Here is a 4,935-nt window from a genome sequence, read left to right as displayed (position 1 = left end):
TAGAGTGTGGGCTTCTGCTGTAGATCTCAACAGAACCGAAGATTCGGATCGTACCGTCCTTTTATACTGGTTAGCAAGGCGAATACCCCGACCCACCGTGGTCGGCGATGAAGCCGACAACTCGTGATACAAAACACTAACTAGACATATCCCTAATCACAAGACAGCGATGGAATACAGTCACCGCTACCACGCTTACCCGACACAAGAGGTAGTGGAAAGTCTGGAACACCATCTAAACGTTCATCGCCAACTCTACAACCACGTCCGCTGGGACTACACGAATAGTCCCGAGGACGACAAACCGAGCGAGTACGACCAGAACAACAAACTCCCCGAGTGGAAACGCACGTGGCCGATATTCAGTGAACTACACTCGAAAGCTGCACAAGCCACCGTCGCTCGCTTCCACCACAATCTCACTGTCCTGAGTGAACTCAAAAAAAAGGGGTACAATGTCGGTCGGCTCAAACGGCAAGCACCCAGCGACTACCGAAGCGTCACGTACAATCAGTCTAGCTTTGACCTCGATGAAAAGAGGGGCCACGGCAAGTATGCGTACGTCCGCTTCAGCAAAATTGGTGGATGAAAATTCGGTACTCTCGCCCGATTCCTGACCACGCTTCGATCAAAGAAGCTACCTTCAAAAAGGAACCCACGGGTGAGTGGTTCGTCACGTTCAGCCTCGAAACTGAGGCCGAACACACTCCAGAGAAGCCCGCTGGTCAACAACCCCACCCTACTTCGCTCACCCTGACGGGTTCGCTCGTTGAGGGAGGGGCTTGTCCGTGAGCTCGGCCTCGAACCCGTCCGGGTGGGCGGTGAATCCGCCACTTGGCGTCACCGTTCCAGACTTNCGTTGAGGGAGGGGCTTGTCCGTGAGCTCGGCCTCGAACCCGTCCGGGTGGGCGGTGAATCCGCCACTTGGCGTCACCGTTCCAGACTTTAGGGCGAGTTGACTGTCGCCCGTCCGCCGAGACGACTGTTGGCCTCGACGAACGTACCGCATCCCGATGTTCTTCGCCGCATTGTAATCCGCGTTCGCTTCCGACTCACACTTCACGCACTGGAAGTCCGTGCGAGTTCGGCGATTCTCGTCTGCCGTGAACCCACACTCGGCGCACCGTTGGGATGTGTACGCCGACCCAACTTGCTTCACAGAGATGCCGACTGCTTCGGCTTTGTACGCCACCTGGTCGTACAGCGTTCGGAACGACCACTTGTGCCCCCAGGACGCACCCGTTCGGTCGCGAATGTCAGTCAAGTCCTCGAAGGCGATCACGTCGCACTGGTATCGAAGTGCTTCATCCACAATCGCGTTCGACGCTTGGTGAACCACGTCACGAACGTATCGGAGTTCACGTCCACTTGATTGTTCGAGCGTTCTATGGGCGCTTCGCGTGCCTGTCTGTTGGAGTCCTACACGGACTTTCTCGAACTCACGGAGGTTGTGTGAGAGTTCGCGCCCATTGATGAATCGTGCTGTGCTGGTGACGGCGAGGTTTTCAATACCGAGGTCGACCCCGAGAACCGTTCCGTCCTCGGCGGTGTCTCGCTCAGTCTCGGTCTTGGGTCGTCGGAATCCGATGTGCAAAAAGTAGTCGCCGTCACGAGCGGTGAGTGTGCTTTCCGTGACGCTCCACTCGTCGGCGTCGAGGTACTGCCGTTGGTAGCCATCCTCGGCTTCAGGGAGGGCAAGTTCACATCGGACGCGACTCTCCGTCGTGGAGAGTGACACTGTATCGTCATCGAACAGCGTCATCGTTCGAGTGTCGTACGTTACCGTGGGTGCGGTGAACGTGGGTTTACTGACCTGCTTGCCGTTCGAGCGGCGTTCGAGACAGCCGGTGATGGCTTGTGCGGCTTGGTGGGTGGCGAGAATTGCGTGCTGACTACCGAGGTCGGTTTCTTCGCGCAAGTCGTCGTAGGCGAGGGGTTGTACGTCGCTCTTGGCGTTACACTTCCCCCACGCCATGTCCGCGGCGAGTTGGCAACCACGCTTCCATTCGGAGATGGTTTCCTCAAGCAACTCGCGTTGCTCATCGTCTACCGAGAGGCGAGTGATTGCCGTCCGACGCACGTAGTCGTCTGCCACGTCTTCAATGTGTACGAGTGGCTATTTATAGTCGGGTGTTTGTGACAGATACGAACGCGCTCCTCCCCTCCCTACTCGCTCCCTTCGGTCGCTCCTTGAGGAAGGGGACTCCGCGCTACCGCTTCAGTTGAATCTCTCACCGCGAGTAACAGCGTAGGGATCAACCTCGGTATTCTCAACTACATCCACACCAGCGACGGCAAGACCGTGGATTGGCTCGACCTCGAAGACGACTACGAACGACTTCGCCGCGAGCAACGGAAACTCTCCCGAAAAGAGGAAGGGTCGAGTAACTGGAAGACACAACGCCAAGATGTGGCGAAGGCGAGGCGCCACATCCAGCGGAAGGTACTGGACTACCAGCACAAGCTTACGACGTGGCTCGTGAAGACGTACGACGTCGTATTCGTCGAGGAGTTGAATGTCAAGGAGATGCTCGAACAGTCGCACAACGCTCGGAACAAGCAAGATGCGCCGTGGCGACAATTCATCACGCTCCTCGAATACAAGGCTGACCTGTACGGCTGTCACGTTGTACAAGTTGAAGCAGGAGGGACGACGAAAGAGTGTGCGTCGTGTGGCGTGGAGACTGTGAAACCCATCTGGGTCAGAGAACACTCCTGTCCAAGCTGTGGATTCGAGACAGACAGGGACGCGAACGCGGCGATGAACGTCTTGCAGAGAGGCTTTGCTGAACTAGGGTTGGGATGGCCCGAATCAACGCCTGTGGAGAGTGTGACCGTTACGGACACGACTCAGTTTGAGTCGGTGTCTGCAAGTCAAGTCATCGAAACAGGAAGCCTGCCCTCGTAAGAGCAGGATTCCCCGCGCCACCGTGCGCGGGGTAACATTCAAATATTCTTCTCGTGGTTACAAGAGATGTGGCCCTCCACAACCCCTCCCGAGAAGCCTCACGGCTCCACCGTGAGCAACTGCTACTGTCCGTCCCGATGGCGGTCGCCACCGTCCACCAGACCCCACAGCTGTTCTTGGAGATTCTTGATCCGATGATCTCTCTCGTTGAGGCAGACGAGACCGCATGGCGGTCAAATACGACGACGGCCGACCGCTGGTCCAAGGCGTTCGACAATCTATCTCCCTCCCAGTAATGCTGTACACGGTGGCCGGGAGCGGCTTCGTCGCGCTCGGTCTTGCGATCGGGTGGTACGGGATCCGACCGCTTACGATCGTTCCGGGTGTCCTCCGTGCTAACGTCCAAGACCCAAGTGAAGTGACCGACACCGGTTCTTTCGTCGTGTGCCGCGGCGTTGCGAACGAATCGAGCGAGACCCTTACGGCCCCGTTCACGGGGTCTCAGTGTCTCGGTTTCGAGTTCGAGGTCACCGAACGGCAACCGTTCGGGATCGGGATCCCGTGGTTTCAAGCCCATCTCGACGACGGGGTGGCGACGCGTCCGTTCACCCTCGACGATGCGGCCGGGGCTCTGGACGTTGTCCCATCCGCCAAACGGTTCGCGCTCGATACGGAATCGACGATCATCACCGTCGGTGCCAGTGAAACGCCGCCCGAACGCATCCAACGATTCGTCGACGTACGAGACGAACTCGACCCCGTTGCGAGATGGGTACGGATTTTCCCTGGACTCGGGACGCGACGTTACGTCGAACGCCGGATCGATCCCGGCGAGGAGTATCTTATCGCGGGAGTCACGGAACGCCAGCAGAACGAGGTCGTCCTCGCGGATGAGCTCGTCATCACCGACCGCTCCCCGAGACGGTTTGCGTTCGCACGGCTCCGGAGAGCGGTGTTTCCGACGGTGATCGCGCTGGCGTTCGTCGCTGTCGGAGTCGGAGGCATCGTCTTGTGATCGACTGCAATGCGAACCCAACCACCCTACCCTTCCAATGACACGAGATACGGACGCTATTGAGGCGCGTGAACTGACGAAACAGTTCGGGACAGAGATCGCCGTCGACGGGCTCGATCTCACTGTCGAACGCGGCACGGTGTACGGCTTCCTCGGACCGAACGGGGCCGGAAAAACGACGACGATGCAGATGTTGACGTCGCTGACGCGGCCGACCGACGGCGAGGCGTGGATCAACGGGAATCCCGTCTCGGATCGTGATGCGATCAGAGCATCGATCGGGTATCTTCCCGAGGAACCGCCGGTCTTTGACGAACTTACCGGCCGTGAACAGCTCGAGTACTTCGGTCGGCTTCGAGACCTCCCAGCCGCCGAGATGGAGACTCAGATTACAAATTGGTTGGAGCGGTTCGCTCTCACTGACGACGCCGACAAGCGGATCAACGATTACTCGAAGGGGATGCGCCAGAAGATCGGGCTGGTTCAGGCGCTGTTACACGAGCCTGATGTCGTATTCCTCGACGAGCCGACCAGCGGACTGGATCCGCGGGCGGCTCGGACCGTCCTCGACGTCATCGCAGATCTGACCGACGGCGGCCACACGGTGTTCCTCTCGACGCATATTCTCTCGGTCGTCGAGGAACTCGCGGACGTCGTCGGTGTCCTGTACAAGGGCGATCTCGTTACCGAGGGTTCCCCCACGGAACTGACAGCACGGATGGAAGCCGAGGAGGGAACGACGTTGGAGGATGTGTTCCTCTCTGTCACCGCTGAACGCGGACCGGCCGCTTCCGGGCCGGCTCCCAGGAACAATGGAGACGGTACGGCCCGACAAGACGGACGAGTCGACGATGACGGACGGAGTGAGGACCGATGAGGCGGGCAAAACAGCCGCGGCTCATTGCCCGGACCGAACTCCGGCGTCGGTGGCGAACGATGAAGGGGAATACGACCCAGCTGTTGGCGCTCGCGTTCGCGGGCGTCATGCTGCTTCCGTTCTCGATTGGCGGGG

At 58.9% G+C, this 4,935-nt stretch carries 4 protein-coding genes and 2 pseudogenes; 5 read left to right on the top strand and 1 reads right to left on the bottom strand.

From position 1 onward, the window contains the following. Positions 1–169 precede the first annotated feature (169 nt). Positions 170–723 (top strand): annotated as a pseudogene (locus C468_RS17140) (RNA-guided endonuclease InsQ/TnpB family protein); the annotation flags it as partial. Between the two features lie 25 nt (positions 724–748). Here the strand turns inward: C468_RS17140 and C468_RS00425 are convergent. Then, positions 749–2,095, bottom strand: a complete 1,347-nt coding sequence (locus C468_RS00425) for an RNA-guided endonuclease InsQ/TnpB family protein (RefSeq protein WP_008846880.1) — start codon at positions 2,093–2,095, stop codon at positions 749–751. A gap of 123 nt (positions 2,096–2,218) precedes the next feature. On the opposite strand from C468_RS00425, the pseudogene C468_RS00420 reads away from it, so the two are divergent. The 4 genes and pseudogenes from C468_RS00420 to C468_RS00405 form a co-directional block, all read left to right on the top strand. Further along, a pseudogene (locus C468_RS00420) lies at positions 2,219–2,908 on the top strand (RNA-guided endonuclease InsQ/TnpB family protein); the annotation flags it as partial. A gap of 68 nt (positions 2,909–2,976) precedes the next feature. Next, positions 2,977–3,204 carry a hypothetical protein gene (locus C468_RS00415; RefSeq protein WP_049911759.1) on the top strand — a complete coding sequence of 76 codons (228 nt, stop codon included), beginning with the start codon at positions 2,977–2,979 and terminating at the stop codon, positions 3,202–3,204. 293 nt (positions 3,205–3,497) lie between these two features. Beyond that, on the top strand, positions 3,498–3,923 hold the full coding sequence (locus tag C468_RS18900) for a hypothetical protein (protein ID WP_241430950.1): 426 nt from the start codon (positions 3,498–3,500) through the stop codon (positions 3,921–3,923). A 37-nt stretch (positions 3,924–3,960) separates the two neighbouring features. Continuing rightward, positions 3,961–4,800 carry an ABC transporter ATP-binding protein gene (locus C468_RS00405; protein WP_008846876.1) on the top strand — a complete coding sequence of 280 codons (840 nt, stop codon included), beginning with the start codon at positions 3,961–3,963 and terminating at the stop codon, positions 4,798–4,800. The last annotated feature ends 135 nt before the right edge of the window (positions 4,801–4,935 follow it).

This window comes from Halorubrum kocurii JCM 14978 (genome assembly GCF_000337355.1).
GTDB classification, from domain to species: domain Archaea; phylum Halobacteriota; class Halobacteria; order Halobacteriales; family Haloferacaceae; genus Halorubrum; species Halorubrum kocurii.
This window is presented reverse-complemented; position numbering and strand designations above follow the sequence as displayed.